Raw genomic sequence first — 15924 nt, forward strand, 5'->3', positions numbered from 1 at the left:
GGTTGTCCGTGCATGGTTAACATCGCCCCCATCCATCGCCCCTCCTTCTGGCCCGCTTCCATGGAACTGCACTTCATCAATCCCCGCAAGAATGCCCTGGCCTACCTGGTCAAGATCCTCTCCGGCTGCCTGATCCTGTGGTATGGATTGCGTGCCCTGGGCATCGCCGAACCCTACTGGGCCATGATCTCCCTGATTATCGTCACCGAGCCGGACATGACGGTGGCCAAGGCCAATTTCCGGGCGCGGCTGATCAATACCATTTCGGGCTGCATCGTCTCGTGTATCGCGCTGGTACTGTTCGGCCCGACCTTCCTGGCCATGCTGGTGGCGCTGACTGCGGCCGTGGTGGTCGCCATGCTGCTGCAGAACTATCCCAGCAACTGGCGGCTGGGGCCGGCCACCGTGGTGATCCTGCTGTCGGCGGCCTTTACCGGTCAGGGCCTGAGTCAGGAGTTGCACCTGGCGCTGATGCGGGTGGGCGAAGTCATCATCGGCAGCGCGGTGGCGCTGCTGGAGACGGTGATCTACATGTGGCTGCTCAAGTTGCGCTCAAAGCCGGAGGATGAGAATGCTGCGCGCTCCTGAAAAAGCCCTCCTCAGGGGACCACGCGTACTACTACGCCCATGGCGACCGACCGACCGGGGCCCGTTGGCAGATCTCAATGGCGATCCCGTGGCCATGCAGCACTTCCCGGCCCCACTGACGCGCTCCGAGAGCGACGCTTTGGCGGATCGTATCGAAGCCCATTTCGATGAGTTCGGCTTCGGCCCATGGGCACTGGAAATACCGGACGTGGCAGAGTTCGCGGGACTCGTCGGCTTGATGCATGTGGGATTTGAGGCGCATTTCACCCCAGCCGTGGAAGTCGCCTGGCGACTGGCGCCTGCACTATGGGGAAAGGGGTATGTAAGCGAGGCAGCGCATTGTGCCTTCGATTTCGGGTTCCAGGCACTGCATCTACCGCAGATCGTAGCGTTCACAATCCCGGCCAACCTGCGCTCGCTAGCGGTAATGCAAAGGCTTGGAATGCGAACAGACGTGCGAGAAGACTTCCTGCACCCACGACTGCCAATGATGCATCCATCTCGCATGCATCGGCTATATCGGATGGAGAGGCAGGCTTGGTTATTGCGCGCTTCGCTGTGAACTGCGCAAGGACAAAAAAAGCAGGACCGCAGTCCTGCTTCTTCTGGTGCCATGACGCCGATCAGTGGGTCACGCGGGTAGTACGTCCGTTGGAGAGCAGGCGCACGCGCTCACCGATACGGAACGGCTCGTCGGCATCCTGGGTGATGGCGCGCAGTTCGCCGTTGTCCAGGCGCACGGTGATTTCCAGGCCGGGACGGTTGTTCAGGTGCGCTTCAGCCTGGTTGCCCAGCACGCCACCAGCCAGGGCACCGACGATGCCGGCTGCCAGTGCGCCATTGCCGCCACCGATGCTGGAACCGGCAGCGATGCCGCCGAGCGCGGCGCCACCGAGGGTGCCGACGCCGCTGGAACCCTTGTCGATGGTGACATTGCGGATCGATTCGACCACGCCCATGCGTACGGTCTGTTCACCTTGTGCCTGGCGGGAATTGTAGACACTGGCCGAGTTGGGTGTCACTGCGCAGCCGGCCACCAGAGAGCCCAGGGCTGCGATCACAAGCAATTTCTTCATAACAAAATACTCCGACTGAAATTTTGGCCCGTCTCCGGGCGGCGTAAGGATGGCATCCATCCTCGCCAACGCGCCATGATGCGCATCGGCGGTCGATACCGTCCATCTGCCACATCTTAAACCAAAGCGAGTCCGTTCCGGAAATGCCCTGCCCGCTTCAATACGGGATATGCCAGCGCCGATAGACGAAGGCCAGCACAAACAGCGGGCCCACCAACAGAAAGCGCAGGTCCTGGAAGAAGGAGGGCTTGCGCCCCTCTATTCTGTGGCCGACGAACTGGCCGATCCAGGCCAGCACGAAGACCACGACCGACACGGGCAACACTGCACCCGCGGGCAGCCGCGCCAGTACCACCAGCATCAGGGCCGACATGGCAAGCATACCCACGGACAGCGGCGGCGACAGGCGCAGGTAATAGGCCAGCGCTGCCGCCGCGACCAGCAGTGCCACCGCCGGGGAGATGAGCCAGCACAGGCCCAGCACCGCAAACACGATGGCGGGCACGCAAACGCAATGGATCAGCTCGTTCATGGGATGCTGGTGATGCTCGCCGTAGCGGGTCAGCAGTTCATCGATGCGCCGTGGGGAAATCGTGCTGTCCATGCTGGTTCTCCGCTGGGAATGAAACCGTTCGGGCTCAACGGCCGCCGGAAACGTCAATGAAGGTGCCGGTGGCATAGGACGCTTCGTCCGAAAGCAGCCACAGGATGGCATTGGCGACTTCCTCGGCAGTGCCGCCGCGCTTCATGGGGACGGCGTCCTTGAGACGGTCGACCCGACCGGCTTCGCCGCCACTGGCGTGGATGTCAGTATAGATCAGGCCCGGTCGCACAGCGTTGACGCGAATGCCCTCGCCCGCCAATTCCTTGGACAGGCCGATGGTAAAAGCGTCGATGGCCCCCTTGGAGGCGGCGTAGTCGACGTATTCGCCCGGCCCGCCCAGCTTGGCCGCCATCGAGGACAGGTTGACGATGGCGCCGCCCTGGCCGCCATGGCGGGTGGACATGCGCTTGACCGCTTCGCGCGCGCACAAGAGGCTGCCGGTGACATTGGCGACCAGCACGCGGGTGATACGCTCGGCGCTCATGTCTTCCAGGCGGGACTGATGCCCGAGAATACCGGCGTTGTTGACCAGGGCGCTCACCCGGCCGAGCTGCTCATCTACCGTGGCATAGAGTCGCAGCACGTCCTCCTCGCGGGACACATCACCGGCTACCGTGATGGCGCGACCGCCGGCTGCGCGGATGCGTTCGGCCACCGACTCGGCGGCATCACGGTTGCTCACATAGTTGACGCATACCGCATAGCCGCGCTGGCCAGCCTGCAAGGCGGTTGCCGCACCGATGCCACGGCTGCCGCCCGTGACGATGATGACCTTTTCTGTCATGTCTTGTCTCCCTTGGATGAAATGCCCAGGCGCCATGGCGCAGGGGATGATTACGTTAAGATGTGCATTTTGCCGCAAGCACGCGGCGTCTGCAGCCGCCGGTCATTGTGACCGCGTTCAGATGGATGCGGCGCTTGCTGAAATTCTTTTCATCCAGACGTAGACCATGCCCGACCGCAAACCCACCCAATCCGCCTTGGTTCCGCCACCGGTGCATCCACCGGTGGCGTTCACCGCCAGCGATCCCCTGCTGGCCAGCTTTCCGCCGGTGGTGGCCCAGGACACGCAAACACTGATCCTGGGCAGCCTGCCGGGCGCCGCGTCGCTGGCCATCCGCCAGTATTACGGCCATCCGCGCAATGCATTCTGGCGCCTGGTGGGCGATGTGGTCGGGGTGGACCTGTACGGGATGGACTACCACGCGAGGCTGGCGGAACTGCTGGAGCATCGCGTCGGCCTGTGGGACGTGATCGCCAATGCGCGGCGGTTAGGTAGCCTGGACAGCGCTATCCGCGATCATTCGCAGAACGACCTGCAAGCCTTGGTCTCCACCTTGCCGCAGCTACATACGATTGCCTTCAATGGCGGGACGGCCGCCAAGCTGGGACGCATGGCATTGGGGTCGATTGCAGAGCGGTATCGGATTGCCTTGTTGCCATCCAGCAGTCCGGCCTACGCCGCGCTGAATTACGCCCAGAAACTGGAACGTTGGCGGGAAGCGCTGACCCGGCCCGACCGAGACTTCGACTGAGCGCGACGCCTGGTCTTCACTTCCGGAAGAACAGGTAATCGTAGAACTCGCCCGATAGACCACCATTGAAAATCAGATACTGCAAGGCCTTCGCGAAAAACACGATGGCGCAGAAGACGATGGCCAGTTTCAGGCAGAGGATGAGATTCTTGATCATGCCGGCAGTGTAATGGAGGCCGACGCCATTGGCATGAAAAAACCGCCCCGGGGGGCGGTTCGGTTCCTGCGCGCTACCCGGCTCAGAAGGCCGGCACCAGCGAGCCCTTGAATTCGGTCTCGATGAACTTGCGCACTTCCTCGGAGTGGTAGGCCTGCACCAGTTTCCTGGCCCAAGGCTTGTCCTTGTCTTCGACGCGGGTGGCGATGATGTTGGCGTAGCGGCCACGCGGGTCTTCCACGGCGATGGTGTCCTTCTGCAATGACAGGCCGGCCTTGTAGGCGTAGTCGTTATTGATCGACGCCGCGGCCAGGTCGTCCAGCGAACGCGGGAGCTGTGCGGCGTCCAGTTCGATCAACTTGAGCTTGCGGGGATTATCAATGATGTCCAGCGGTGTGGCGTTGACACCGTTTTCACCCACGCCCGGCTTGAGCTTGATCAGTCCGGCCTTCTGCAACAGCAGCAAGGCGCGATTGCCGTTGGAGGGGTCGTTCTGGATACCGATATGGGCGCCATTGGGCAGTTGATGGATCGACTTGAACTTGTGCGAATAGATGCCCAGGGGCGCCGTGATGGTCAGACCGATCGGCACGATCTTGTAGCCGCGCGCGGCGATCTGGCTTTCCAGATAGGGACGGTGCTGGAAAGCATTGGCATCAAGATCGCCGGCCGCCAGCGCTGCATTCGGTTGCAGATAGTCGCTGAAGACCACGGTCTGGATTTCCAGGCCGTCACGGGCGGCAACTTTCTTGACCACTTCGAAGATGGCTTCGGCGCTGCCGACCGAGATACCGACCTTGATCCTGTTTTTTTCCTGGGCGTGGGCGAGATGGGGCGCGACGGCCAAGGCCAGCGTGGCGACGGCCGCGATGCGCTTGATGAGTACAGCGAAAGGCATGGTGACTCCGAAAATGATGAGGACTGCATCCTCACATGCAGCCATGCCCGGAAGAAGGAATGAATCCGCATGTCGATATGCGGCAATTGCAGGCAAGGCGTCGGGCATCGTTCAGGCAAGGTATCATTCGGCATCCGCCGGCATCCCCTCCTCTTCGGGATGCTGCACCCGATTCAAACCGAACATGCTCATCAAAAGAAAATCCATCGAAGCCCAGGCCAATACCAAGGCCGGCCCCAATCGCCGCCGTCAACAACTGGATGCCGACAGCAACAAGCCGCGCAAGCCCAAATACGCGCCGGTCACGCTGTCCGAACTGGACGGCGTGCGCTACCTGCACTTCGGTACCGAATGGGTGCAAGGCGCCATGCGCATCCGCAAGCCGGACTGGATCGAGCTGGAATACGCGCAGCAGATGATGGGCTGGATGCTGTTCAACCGTACGCCGCGACACATTGTGCAACTAGGACTGGGGACGGGTGCGCTGACCAAGTTCAGCTATCGGCAGTTTCCTGAAGCACAGGTGACGGCGGTGGAATTGAACCCGGCGGTGATTGCGATCTGTCACAGCATGTTCAAGCTGCCCGAGCCGGATGATCGCCTGATGATCATCGAGAGCGATGCCATGGACTTCATCGTCCATGCCGCCAGCCACGGCATCATCGATGCGCTACAGGTCGATCTCTATGACGCCACGGCGCGTGGACCGGTGCTGGACAGCCCGGAGTTCTACCAGGCCTGCTACGACAGCCTGGCACCGGGCGGCGTGATGACGGTCAACCTGTTTGGAGACCATCCCAGCTATGCCAAGAACCTGCGGGCCATGGAATTCGCCTTCGATCGGGTGGTCTCGCTGCCCGAAGTCCATGACGGCAACGTCGTGGCACTGGCGTTCAAGGGTCGGATCGCGTTTGACTTCCCTGAGCTCTATGCACGGGCGGCCCTGATCGAGACGCAGACCAAGCTGCCGGCAAAGTCCTGGGTCAATGGCATCAAGTCTGGGGAATGACAATATATGGTCGGGGGCTTGTTGCATTGACATTGTCTGGAACCACGTGGGCGGTGAGCGCAATTCGCCACAGGAATGCTGCCGGGATGGGGCGCAGAGCCAGATGAGATAAAATATTTTCATCTTTTCCCCAAAAAATGCTTGCACTCACCCCTACCCACTCCTATAATGCGCTCTCTCTTGCAGCACTGAAGCAACAACGAAGTGCAGCAACGGGGCGTTAGCTCAGTTGGTAGAGCAGCGGACTCTTAATCCGTAGGTCCACAGTTCGAATCTGTGACGCCCCACCAAAATTTCAAAAGGCCTCCTTCCATCGAGGCCTTTTTCACTTCCAGGTCGACCTGCATTGGCAGGAACACCGCGGGGCGTTAGCTCAGCTGGTAGAGCAGCGGACTCTTAATCCGTAGGTCCACAGTTCGAATCTGTGACGCCCCACCAAATTCAAAAGGGTTACAGCCATCACAGGCCGTAACCCTTTTTTATTTTCCTTTCTCACATTTCGTTGATTGCTCGCAGTTCAAATAAAAATCCAAGACCAAAAGTCAGGTCAGCCCGGTATTGACGAAGATGAATGTGAACGACGTTCTTGCAGCTACCACAGACATTCCAGGCCTTTCCCAAAGCCGATATCGCTCGGCACAGATTTACCTCTTGTATTTCATTTCATCGTCCATCCATCCGGTCCGGCCCCGATTTCGGAACGCCGGCATCGCCGCCCTCATCGATCTTGGGCGCAGTTGAAGGAAGTGATTTCCTTCGACCGGGCTTGCCACGCTTGACGTCCTGGACAGCATAGAAATCACGTTTCTTCCGGGTCGCCAGCGACATGCGCGCCATTCCTTGCAGTAGCTGCACCAGCACATTACGGGTGGCCGCGTCGACGTTGCGATAGCAGGAAATCAGTTCGCTCTCCTGCGGCGTCGGGAGAACGCCACGCGTGCCGGTCAACACATAGGTGACATCAATGCCGATGGCCACCAGACCATGCAGGTAGTAGGCATCCGGCGCTGTTTCACCGATCTCGTACTTGATCTGGGTGCGGGCGGTGATCGCCAGTTCGTCGGCCACGGATTTCTGGGTGTGGCCACAGCGGCTGCGCTCTTTCGCCAACCGATCGCCAAGTATTGTCAAATATTCAGTTTTATTCGATGACATCTGAAAACGACCTCTCCTAGAATGTTTCTCTCGAATCAATAAGCCAGGAGACATCTTATGGCAGGCAAGCAACAAACCGAACGCAAGCCCGCAAATGCGTCGGCACGTCTGGTGAATTTTCGACTTACCAAGGCCGAACTGGACGAGGCCAACCACTTTGCGGCACAAACTTACCGCTCCAGGGCACTGTTCATTCGGCTAATGTACTTGCGAGGCCTGATTGCGTTCCAGTGCGATCTGGACGAGCAATGACACCGACCTCCAGGCAGCTACACCCTCAGCGAGGAACACCCCCACACCCGGCGCTGGAGAAAATCGGAGACGGCCTGTAAAACCTGCTCCGGCTGCTCCCGGTGAGGGACGTGGCCACACTGCGATAGCACCAGGCATTCACGGGCTGCCCCCACTTCCCCAGTGGGGCCCGCGATGCGATGCGGATGCGCCAGCGATCCGAATTCATCGCGGTCGCCATGCAGGGCCAGAATCGGGCATTGCACGCAGGCCAGGGCCGCATCCAGGGACCAGTCAGCAAAACCTGGATCAAGCCAGGTGTCGATCCAGGCATCCAGTACCCAGCGCGCTTTCTGGAGATCGTTTCCATGGTACTTCGCCAGGCGCAAGACCTGGGCCGGATCGGCAAAGTTGTCGCGCGCCGCGCGTATGCCTTGCAACGTGCGCTCTTCCACAAAGGCCTGCGCCGATTCCGTGATGACGGCCACCACCTGACGCGGCAACTGGGGCGCGGCCGAGATTGCCATGCCGCCGCCGACGCTGTGACCGAATAACACCACTTTTGCCAGCTCCAACTGCTGTAACACCGCCGCCAGCCACGGGCGGGCCTCGGTAGCGATGAAATCGGCTGACAGGCGGTCGTGGCGCGCGGCCGAGTGACCGAAGCCGTAACGATCATAGGCAACAACAGCACAGCCGAGGCGTGCCGACAATTGCGCCGGGAAATCCCGCCACAAGGCCAGCCCGCCCAACGACTCGTGCATCAACACGATGGTTGGACGATCCGGCTTGGGCACACCCCACAGGCAGGCCTGCAGAACGATATCGTCGATCCGGACCGTGCATTGTTGCGGTGCGTTCACGTCGTTTCCCTCGCAAAAGAAAAGGCGCACCCAAGGATGCGCCTTAATCAGCCCTCAAGAGGTATGCCTCCCCCTTAATATACCGGACACGCTGTCAGCCATTGCGACGTGCGAGCCCAAATATCACGATGGGCGCATCGTCGATGCCGCGTCCACTGCGGCTCTTGTCAATGATGCGCTCCGCCGCCCAGGTAGGCGGCCTTGACTGCCGGGTCGTTCTGCAGCTTGTCGGCAGGTCCATGGACAGAGATCTTGCCATTCTCCAACACATAACCGTAATCCGCAACATTGAGCGCGGCTGCCGCAAACTGCTCGACCAGCAGCATGGTCACGCCCTGCTCCTTGAGTCGCGAGATGATGCGGAAAACCTCATCGACCAGAATAGGCGCCAGGCCCATCGACGGCTCGTCCAGCAGGATCACCTCCGGATTCAACATCACGGCGCGCGCCATGGCCAGCATCTGCTGCTCCCCCCCCGAGAGCGTGCCAGCCAGCTGGGTCTGCCTTTCCTTCAGGCGTGGGAACAGCTCCAGCGCCCGTTCCAGATCATGAGCGATATCACCCTTGGGACGGGCCCGGGTGAAGCGTGGAAAAGCACCCAAGAGCAAGTTGTCGGCCACGCTCATGGTGGCGAACACGCGCCGTCCTTCCGGCGAATGGGCCAGGCCGAAACGGGCGATCCGGTGAGAATCGAGGCCGGTGATGTTCTTGCCACCCAGCGTGACCTCCCCGCCTTTGGGCTTGATCATCCCGGAGATGGCGCGCATGGTGGTGGTCTTGCCGGCGCCGTTGGAGCCGATCAAGGTCACCACCTTGCCCTTGGGCACGTCCATCGAAATGCCATGCAGCACCTCGACCTTGCCGTAGGCAGCGTGCAGATTGGAAATAGTCAGCATGTTCAGGCTCCCGCGGGGCTGGATGTGTTGTCATGGGCATCGCCTGCGCCACTGCCGAGGTAGGCTTCGATGACCTTGGGGTCAGCTTGCACCTGGGCCGGCTTGCCTTCGGCGATCTTCTGGCCGAAGTCGAGCACGGTGACGGTATCGCAGATCGACATGACCACGTCCATGTGGTGTTCGATCAGGATGATGGTGATGCCGGCTTCGCGGATCTTGCGGATGATGGCAATGAGTTCCTTGATGTCGGGCGCGGTCAGGCCGGCAGCCGGTTCGTCCAGCAGCAACAGACTTGGATTGAGGCCCAGGGCACGACCGATTTCCAGCAGACGCTGCTTGCCGTAAGGCAGATTGCGCGCCTCTTCATTGGCCAGATTGGCCAGGCCGACGAACTCCAGGATGGCAGCCGCGCGCTCGCGGGCAGCCTGCTCTTCCCGCACATACCGGGGCGTATTGACCATCACATCGACCACATTGCTGTTGAAGGTGTGATGCAAGCCGACCAGCACGTTTTCAGTAGCCGTCATTTCACCGAACAGCTGCACGTTCTGGAAAGTCCGCGCCACGCCACCCAGGGCGATGATCGAGGGCGTATTGCCGGAGATCTGGCGCCCGTCGTATTCGACCGTACCATCGGTGGGACGATAGATGCCGGTGAGCACGTTCATCATGGTGCTCTTGCCGGAGCCATTGGGGCCGATCAGGCCGTGCACGGTTCCTTTGCGCACATCCAGGTCCACGCGGTTGAGCGCCTTGAGGCCCCCGAACTGCATCAGGATCTGATTGACCTTCAACAGCGTCGCCCCCTCGTCCTTGACCGAATCGGTCGTGATGACGGCACGCTCCTTGTCGCCGGCGATCTGCTGCGCCACGGGCACATGCTTGGTCAAGAGGCGACCAAACAGGCTGCGGCAGAAGCCGACAATGCCGTCCTGCAGGTAGTACACGACGAACAGGGTCATCAGGCCGAAGATCGTCAGGCGCCAGTCGGTGATGTTTTCCAGCTTGTAGGAGAAGGCTGCCATGGCAATGGTCGCCACCACCGGCACGGCGACGCCGCGCAAGGTCTTGGTCTTCTTTGCCAGCTGCGCGCCTGCGCCTACCACCACGATGACCGCAAGCACGGTAGCGATCTGGCGGAACAGCGCAATATCGGACAACAGGCTCGGCAGCATCACCACGATCAGCGCGCCGATGAGCGAGCCGATGCGCGACTTGCGTCCGCCCATGATCACTGCCAGCAGGAACAGGATGGTCAGCTCGAAGTTGTAGGTATTGGGTGAGATGTACTCCTCCGAATACGCATACAACGCGCCCGACAGCCCCGCCAGCGCGGCGCTGATGATGAAGGCATAGACCTTGTAGCGATACACCGACACGCCCATGCAGTCCGATGCGATCGGGCTATCACGCAATGCCTGGAAAGCACGACCGAGATTGGACTTGAGAATGCGATGCACCACGATCATGGACAGCACCATCAGGATCGCCACCAGATAGAAGAACTGCACTTCGCTCATCTTCTCGCCGCCGATCATGGGCTTCTGCAGCTTGATGCCCATGGGACCTTCGGTAAGGAAGGTCATCTCGTTGATCAGGATCTGGATGATGGTGCCGAATGCCAGCGTGACCATGGCCAGGTAAGGGCCGGTCACCCGCAACGCAGGCAATGCCAGGATCGCACCGAACACGGCCGTCACCCCGATGGCGGCCGGAAGGGTCACGAAGATGGGCATGCCCAGCTTGAAGAACAGCACGCCGGCGGCGTAGGAGCCGATGCCGAACAGGCCGGCATGCCCCAGCGAGACCTGGCCGGTGTAGCCGACCACGATGTCCAGCCCGAACAGCAGGATGGCATAGATGAGGATGGTTTCGATCAGGTGCAGGTAATACGGGTTGTGCACCACCATGGGAATGCCGCCCAGTGCGGCCATACCCAGCAAGGACAGCAGCAGGATTTTCTTGTTCATCGCTTCAGACCTTCTTGATCGCAGTTTTGCCGAACAGGCCTGCAGGTTTCACCGCCAGTACCAACAGCAGCAGTACCAGTCCCGGAACTTCCTTGTAGCCGGTCGAGATGTAGAAGCCGGTCAAGGTCTCGGCCACGCCCAGGATGAGGCCACCGACGATGGCGCCCATGCCCGAGGTGAGGCCACCGATGATGGCCACCGCAAACGCCTTCAGGCCCAGTGCTGCACCCATGGTGGCGCCGGTCAAGGTCAGCGGTGCCACCAATACGCCGGCAAAGGCCGCAGTGGCCGACGACAGCGCGTAAGAGAAGGTGATCACCATGCTGGTGTTGATACCCATCAGGCCCGCGGCATCGCGGTCATTGGACGTGGCCACCACCGCCTTGCCGTAGATCGACTTGCGGTTGAAGAGCTCAACGGCAGCCATGATCAGCAATGCGCCCACCACCACCAGCACCTGCATCGGCTGCACGTTGGCGCCCATGATCTGGAACGGCGTACCGGAGATCGGCGAGGGGAACGGCAGGTCATCCTTGCCCCAGATGTTTTCAGCAACGTTCTTGAAGATGATGGCCAGTGCGATGGTGGACATGATCCAGCCGAATTCGGACTTGATCTTGATGGCCGGCCGCACGCCAATCCATTCGACGAACATGCCTTGCAGCGCGCCGAACACCAGCACGATGGGGATCATCAGCCAGTAGTTGAGATAAGGTCCGCCGTGGATATTGCCCACGACCGACAGGCCCACCAGCGCGCCCAGCATCAGGGCTTCACCCTGACCAAAGTTGAGCGTGCCGGACGTGGCGAAGGTCAGTTGGTAACCGAAGGCGATCACGGCATAGATCATGCCGAGCGCGATCCCGGAGAAGACCAGTTGTAAGAGGATGTCCATTGTGTTTCCCAAGAAGCGGCTACCGCCGGGTGGCGGCGTAGAGCTGCGACGAAGCCGCGGCACCGACGGGGCGGACCGTTAGGAATTCGTCAACAGATCGTGTAAAAAAGGCCAGCCCCCGGATCGCAAGGACTGGCCTCTTCGACTACAGTGCGTGAAGCGAGTCGAGTCTTATTTGCCGAGGATGACGCGGCCGTTCTTGACCTCGCCCATCACGACCATGCCCGGCTTGATGGCTTCGTGATCGTCGTGGGTGAACGGCTTGTCGTAGGTGGTGACCACGCCTTCGACCTTGGTGTTGAGGCTTTCCAGTGCAGCGCGGACCTTGTCGCCATCAGTGGTGCCGGCCTGCTTGATGGCGGCAGCCAGCAGCAGGATCGAGTCGTAGCCTTGGGCAGCGGACACGGCCGAGGGCATGCGATCGACCTTGTAGGCCTTCTGGTAAGCCTCGATGAAGGCCTTGCGCTTGGGCGTAGTACCGTCCTGGATGAAGGTTTGCGGCATGCGGGCACCATTGCCGTTCTTGCCGGAGTTGTCAATGAAGTTACCCATGGACAGCGGCCAGCTGCCGATGATGGGCACGTGCCAGTTCAGCTTTTCCATGCCGTTGGCGATCTGCGCCAGTTCGGGGCCGATGCCGTAGGTCAGCACGGCCTGGGCGCCGCCCTGCTTGGACTTGAGCAACTGGGCTGTCATGTCCACGTCCTTGATGTTGTACTTTTCGACGGCCACCGGGGTGACCTTCTTGTCGGACAGGACCTTTTCCAGATCTTCACGACCGAGCTGGCCGTAGTTGGTGGAGTCGGCCAGGATGGCGACCTTCGACAGCTTCTGCTTGTCGACCGCCTCGTCGGCGATCATCTTTGCCTGGATCTTGTCGGCAGCGGAGGTGCGGAAGACGTAGTTATCCTTTTCCTTCTCGAACTGCTTGGTGATCACGGTGCCGGTGGCCACGTTGTTGATCACGGGGATCTTGGCTTCCTGGTAGAAGCGTTGCGAGGCCAGGGCCACGCCGGTGTTGATGAAACCGACGGTGGCAACCACCTTTTCCTTGTTGATCAGTTCCTGGGCGATCTGCACGCCGCGCTCGTTCTTGGCTTCATCATCGCGCTCGATCAGCTGGATCTGGCGACCCAGCAGGCCACCGGCAGCATTGATCTCGGCCACGGCCAGCTTCACGCCATCGCGCATGGACACGCCCATCGGGGCGGAGCCACCGGTGTAGGGACCGGAAACGCCGATCTTGATCGGATCAGCGGCCTGCGACGACAGCGCAAGCGTCATCAGGGCGGCAGCAACAAAGGCTTGGGTCTTGTATGTCATGTCATCCTCCAGAATGTAATTGTCGGCTAGCACATCGGTGACGGGCCTAGCACTTTTTGAACCCGCTCCGTGTGAAACGAATTCTCCGCTCCCTTCGCTCTATGGCGATTCCTTGCGGGAGTGTCGGGGCGATTCTGTCGCAGTTACCTTGCGCCAAACTTACAAGCCTGTCAGGAGCTGTCGCAGCTTGTCAGGCATGGCAGTGGACTTTTCTTTTTTGAAATCGACCCAGACTATTTTTGCGGCACCGTCAGCATAAATGATCTGATCATCGGCGGCGTCGCGGATGACATACGTAGTTTCCACACTCGTACGTCCCAGTTGTCCACCCAGCATGTGCACCTCGATGGTGGCGGGATACTTCATCTGGCGCCGGAAATTGCAGTGGGCGTTGACGATCACCGGGCCCTCTTCGCCCGCAATGGTGGGGCCGAAGACCTCTTCCAGCCACTCGATACGGCATTGCTCCATGAAGCGGAAGTAGACGGTATTGTTGACGTGACCGAACGCATCCATGTCGCCCCAACGAATGCTCTGACGCGAAACGAAGAGGGGTTTCGCTACGCTGCTTTCCTGACTGCTCATTGGTGATCCTTTTCGGTTTGATTCATCGATGACTGAAATTTTTTTCATGAGGACGGCCAAATCTTGTCGCCTCTGCGCCGCCAAATGCTGCTCAGAAAACCGGGATTTGCGATTCATTCCGGAGTCATTACGCATTCATCCTGAGACGCTTTACGCCATGGATGAGCCACTTACCATCGACGACATAAGCGCAGGTTATAGGCTGGCGCCAATACGGTATGAGTCAGATGGACAAAATCCAATAAAATACGCGGCATTCTGGAAAACTCCGCCGGCCGGCGATTAGGCTGCATGAAGCGCCGCGCATCGCGCATTGTTTCAGACCTGACGGCAGTGATGCGAATAAATTCAACGAATTACCGCCGTCCCTCTAGCGTTTCATCGCGAAATACTTAACAATAGCACGATCGTTCGAAAACAGGCAGTTCACATAACACGGGACACCCATGACTTCTTCTCAAGACTTGCTCGCACAATACGGCCCACGCGAATCCATGGAATACGACGTGGTCATCGTCGGCGGAGGCCCGGCGGGCCTGTCCGCGGCGATCCGCCTCAAGCAACTGGCCGCCCAGCAAAATCGTGAAGTCGCGGTCTGCGTACTGGAAAAAGGCAGCGAAATCGGTGCCCACATCCTCTCAGGCGCTGTCATGGATCCCCGCGCGCTGAGCGAACTGGTCCCGGACTGGAAGGAGCAAGGCGCGCCGCTGAACACGCCGGTGACCGAGGACCGCTTCCTGTTCCTCTCCGCCGACAAGGCCTACAAGACCCCGAACTGGCTGTTGCCCTCCTGTTTCCAGAACCACGGCAACTACGTGATCTCGCTGTCCAACGTCACGCGCTGGCTGGGCCAGCAGGCCGAAGCGCTGGGCGTGGAAATCTTCCCGGGCTTCCCTGCTGCCGAGGTCCTCTACAACGACGATGGCTCGGTCAAGGGCGTCGCCACCGGCAACATGGGCATCAACAAGGAAGGCGAACCCGGCCCCGAATTCCAGCTGGGCATGGAGTTGCACGCCAAGTACACCTTCTTCGCCGAAGGTGCGCGCGGTCACCTGGGCAAGCAACTGATCGCCAAGTACAAACTGGACGCCGGCCGCGATCCACAGACCTATGCCATCGGCATCAAGGAACTGTGGGAAGTAAAGCCGGAAGTCCACCAGCCCGGCCTGGTAATCCACACCGCCGGCTGGCCGCTGGCCAATGATACCTACGGTGGCTCCTTCCTCTATCACCTGGACAACAACCAGGTGGCCGTGGGCTACGTGGTCGGCCTGGCCTACCAGAATCCTTACCTGTCGCCGTTCGAGGAATTCCAGCGCTACAAGACGCACCCTGAAATCCGCAAGTTCCTGGAAGGCGGCAAACGCCTCTCCTACGGCGCGCGCGCCATCACCGCCGGCGGCGTGCAATCCTTGCCCAAGCTGGTCTTCCCCGGTGGCGCGCTACTGGGTTGCGATGCCGGCTTCCTCAATGCCTCGCGCATCAAGGGCAGCCATGCGGCGATCAAGAGCGGCATGCTGGCAGCCGATGCGGCGTTCAATGCTCTGAGCGAGAACCGCCAGGGCGACGAACTCGCAGCCTATCCGGCCACCTTTGAGGCCTCGTGGCTGAAGGAGGAACTGCACAAGGCCCGCAACTTCAAGCCCTCGATGAGCAAGGGCCTGGTGGCCGGTACGCTGCTGGTGGGTATCGATCAGGTGGTGTTCGGCGGCAAGGCGCCCTGGACCCTGCGACACACACATGCCGACCACGAGTGCCTGCGTCCGGCCTCGGACTTTGCCCCGATCGCCTACCCCAAGCCGGATGGCAAGCTGACCTTTGATCGTCTGTCCTCGGTGTTCATCTCCAATACCAACCATGGTGAAGACCAGCCGGCGCACCTGACGCTGAAGGACAAGGCCGTGCCGGTGCAGATCAACCTGGCCAAATACGCTGGCCCTGAGGCGCGCTACTGCCCGGCAGGTGTCTATGAGTTCGTCAAGAACGAAGACCATACCGACCGACTGCAGATCAATGCCCAGAACTGCGTGCACTGCAAGACCTGCGATATCAAGGACCCGACCCAGAACATCGTCTGGGTCACGCCTGAAGGCGGCGGCGGGCCGAACTATTCGGGCATGTAAGCGCCCGTAAGCGCCC

Annotated in this window: 18 protein-coding genes and 2 tRNA genes; 8 read left to right on the forward strand and 12 right to left on the reverse strand. The window is 60.4% G+C overall.

Features of this window, described 5'->3' with window-relative positions; genetic code table 11:
- The first annotated feature begins 60 nt into the window (after nt 1-60).
- Nucleotides 61-588, forward strand: a complete 528-nt coding sequence (locus I5R65_RS04235; protein ID WP_180667707.1) for an FUSC family protein — start codon at nt 61-63, stop codon at nt 586-588.
- On the forward strand, nt 572-1150 hold the full coding sequence (locus I5R65_RS04240; RefSeq protein WP_180667512.1) for a GNAT family N-acetyltransferase: 579 nt from the start codon (nt 572-574) through the stop codon (nt 1148-1150). The genes I5R65_RS04235 and I5R65_RS04240 overlap by 17 nt, the downstream gene beginning before the upstream one ends.
- Before the next feature lie 61 nt (nt 1151-1211).
- Here the strand turns inward: I5R65_RS04240 and I5R65_RS04245 are convergent, their stop codons facing one another.
- The 3 genes from I5R65_RS04245 to I5R65_RS04255 form a co-directional block, all read right to left on the reverse strand.
- Complete coding sequence (locus I5R65_RS04245; protein ID WP_180667510.1) at nt 1212-1664, reverse strand: glycine zipper 2TM domain-containing protein; 453 nt, start codon at nt 1662-1664, stop codon at nt 1212-1214.
- Nucleotides 1665-1821: 157 nt separating this feature from the next.
- Nucleotides 1822-2268: a DUF962 domain-containing protein gene (locus I5R65_RS04250; RefSeq protein ID WP_180667509.1), complete on the reverse strand. Its 447-nt coding sequence runs from the start codon at nt 2266-2268 to the stop codon at nt 1822-1824.
- A 34-nt stretch (nt 2269-2302) separates the two neighbouring features.
- Nucleotides 2303-3052 carry an SDR family oxidoreductase gene (locus tag I5R65_RS04255; RefSeq protein WP_180667507.1) on the reverse strand — a complete coding sequence of 250 codons (750 nt, stop codon included), beginning with the start codon at nt 3050-3052 and terminating at the stop codon, nt 2303-2305.
- Nucleotides 3053-3218: 166 nt separating this feature from the next.
- Here I5R65_RS04255 and I5R65_RS04260 point away from each other — a divergent pair, with 166 nt between their 5' ends.
- Entirely contained in the window at nt 3219-3803 is a 585-nt protein-coding gene (locus I5R65_RS04260) for a DNA-deoxyinosine glycosylase (RefSeq protein WP_180667505.1), read from the forward strand.
- Between the two features lie 16 nt (nt 3804-3819).
- Here I5R65_RS04260 and I5R65_RS04265 read toward each other — a convergent pair whose 3' ends face one another.
- A complete protein-coding gene (locus tag I5R65_RS04265) occupies nt 3820-3960 on the reverse strand; it encodes a hypothetical protein (RefSeq protein ID WP_180667503.1) in 141 nt (46 codons plus the stop codon).
- Nucleotides 3961-4042: 82 nt separating this feature from the next.
- Complete coding sequence (locus I5R65_RS04270) at nt 4043-4858, reverse strand: MetQ/NlpA family ABC transporter substrate-binding protein (protein WP_180667501.1); 816 nt, start codon at nt 4856-4858, stop codon at nt 4043-4045.
- Nucleotides 4859-5042: 184 nt separating this feature from the next.
- On the opposite strand from I5R65_RS04270, the gene I5R65_RS04275 reads away from it, so the two are divergent.
- From I5R65_RS04275 to I5R65_RS04285, 3 genes are all read left to right on the forward strand, one after another.
- Nucleotides 5043-5867 (forward strand): spermidine synthase, encoded by an 825-nt coding sequence (locus tag I5R65_RS04275; RefSeq protein ID WP_180667500.1) that lies wholly within the window; start codon nt 5043-5045, stop codon nt 5865-5867.
- 214 nt (nt 5868-6081) lie between these two features.
- Nucleotides 6082-6157, forward strand: a tRNA-Lys gene (locus I5R65_RS04280).
- 72 nt (nt 6158-6229) lie between these two features.
- A tRNA-Lys gene (locus tag I5R65_RS04285) sits at nt 6230-6305 on the forward strand.
- A gap of 225 nt (nt 6306-6530) precedes the next feature.
- Here I5R65_RS04285 and I5R65_RS04290 read toward each other — a convergent pair.
- On the reverse strand, nt 6531-7022 hold the full coding sequence (locus I5R65_RS04290) for a helix-turn-helix domain-containing protein (RefSeq protein WP_231395048.1): 492 nt from the start codon (nt 7020-7022) through the stop codon (nt 6531-6533).
- A gap of 57 nt (nt 7023-7079) precedes the next feature.
- On the opposite strand from I5R65_RS04290, the gene I5R65_RS04295 reads away from it, so the two are divergent.
- Complete coding sequence (locus I5R65_RS04295) at nt 7080-7274, forward strand: hypothetical protein (RefSeq protein ID WP_180667498.1); 195 nt, start codon at nt 7080-7082, stop codon at nt 7272-7274.
- Nucleotides 7275-7291: 17 nt separating this feature from the next.
- On the opposite strand, the gene I5R65_RS04300 is transcribed toward I5R65_RS04295, so the two are convergent.
- The 6 genes from I5R65_RS04300 to I5R65_RS04325 form a co-directional block, all read right to left on the reverse strand.
- Complete coding sequence (locus I5R65_RS04300; protein WP_180667496.1) at nt 7292-8116, reverse strand: alpha/beta fold hydrolase; 825 nt, start codon at nt 8114-8116, stop codon at nt 7292-7294.
- Between the two features lie 167 nt (nt 8117-8283).
- Nucleotides 8284-9012: an ABC transporter ATP-binding protein gene (locus I5R65_RS04305; RefSeq protein ID WP_180667495.1), complete on the reverse strand. Its 729-nt coding sequence runs from the start codon at nt 9010-9012 to the stop codon at nt 8284-8286.
- A gap of 2 nt (nt 9013-9014) precedes the next feature.
- Entirely contained in the window at nt 9015-10982 is a 1968-nt protein-coding gene (locus I5R65_RS04310) for an ATP-binding cassette domain-containing protein (protein ID WP_180667493.1), read from the reverse strand.
- A 4-nt stretch (nt 10983-10986) separates the two neighbouring features.
- Entirely contained in the window at nt 10987-11877 is an 891-nt protein-coding gene (locus I5R65_RS04315) for a branched-chain amino acid ABC transporter permease (RefSeq protein ID WP_180667491.1), read from the reverse strand.
- Between the two features lie 171 nt (nt 11878-12048).
- On the reverse strand, nt 12049-13200 hold the full coding sequence (locus I5R65_RS04320; protein ID WP_180667490.1) for an ABC transporter substrate-binding protein: 1152 nt from the start codon (nt 13198-13200) through the stop codon (nt 12049-12051).
- A gap of 159 nt (nt 13201-13359) precedes the next feature.
- Nucleotides 13360-13785, reverse strand: a complete 426-nt coding sequence (locus I5R65_RS04325; protein WP_180667704.1) for a thioesterase family protein — start codon at nt 13783-13785, stop codon at nt 13360-13362.
- A 446-nt stretch (nt 13786-14231) separates the two neighbouring features.
- Between I5R65_RS04325 and I5R65_RS04330 the strand changes: the two genes are divergently transcribed.
- On the forward strand, nt 14232-15908 hold the full coding sequence (locus I5R65_RS04330; RefSeq protein WP_180667488.1) for an electron transfer flavoprotein-ubiquinone oxidoreductase: 1677 nt from the start codon (nt 14232-14234) through the stop codon (nt 15906-15908).
- Nucleotides 15909-15924: the final 16 nt, after the last annotated feature.

The sequence above is a fragment of the Herbaspirillum sp. AP02 genome, from assembly GCF_015767275.1.
Classification (GTDB): domain Bacteria; phylum Pseudomonadota; class Gammaproteobacteria; order Burkholderiales; family Burkholderiaceae_D; genus Herbaspirillum.